This is a genomic window from Neisseria sp. P0021.S005 (assembly GCF_051956955.1).
Genome location: NZ_JBQCWY010000840.1, coordinates 1 through 703, shown reverse-complemented (window position 1 = coordinate 703; position 703 = coordinate 1). Strand labels below are relative to the sequence as shown.

The 703-nt window shown below is 45.2% G+C and carries 2 protein-coding genes; both read right to left on the bottom strand.

The window, feature by feature from the left end:
• Nucleotides 1-445 (bottom strand): ABC transporter permease subunit (locus ACTHUE_RS19705; protein ID WP_440424243.1); only part of this gene is annotated, 445 nt, incomplete at its 3' end.
• A partial coding sequence (locus ACTHUE_RS19700) for a transporter substrate-binding domain-containing protein (RefSeq protein WP_440424242.1) occupies nucleotides 435-703 on the bottom strand: 269 nt, incomplete at its 5' end. The genes ACTHUE_RS19700 and ACTHUE_RS19705, both read right to left, overlap by 11 nt.

Here is a 703-nt window from a genome sequence, read left to right as displayed (position 1 = left end):
GCATATAGGTCATACCGATGGAGAAACCAGCTTCCCATTGACCTTTAGGTACGGACAAAATTGCCGCGCGTATGGTTTCGGAAGCGTATGCACCAACGTTGAGCGAAAAACCGATGATGGCGGCAGGAATCGGGTCGATATAAATACCAACAGATGGCAGACCATAGAAGACCACTGCTAGTTGTATTAAAAGCGGTGTTCCACGAATGACAGAAATATAGAATTCAACCACTTTAAGTAGAATTTTTTGAAGAATTCCACCAGGTGGCATGATTCTTACCAAAGCAACGGCTACAGCAATAATCATACCGATAACGAAAGAAGCAATCGCCAGAGGAAGAGATACTATAAAGCCGGCTTTGACCATAGGCCAAAACGCGCTGATGAGCATATCAGCGCGTGTTTCCGTCATAAACGGCAGAGAGGCAAGGAAATTATTTAACACTGATGTCTTTTCCGAAGAATTGTTCGCCCAGTTTTTTCAGCGTACCGTCGGCCTTCAGTTCGTTCATGGCTGTGCTGAATTTGGCCAATGCCTCATCATTGCCTTTATTGACAATCAAGCCGGAGCCGACTTTTTCGTCAGCCGGGGCAGACCAAACGATTTTTACACCAGCATCAGGTTTATTTTTCAGATAGTCCAATACTGCCAATTCGTCGTTCAGGGTTGCATCGGCACGTTTTTGTTCAATCAGAGTCAGAG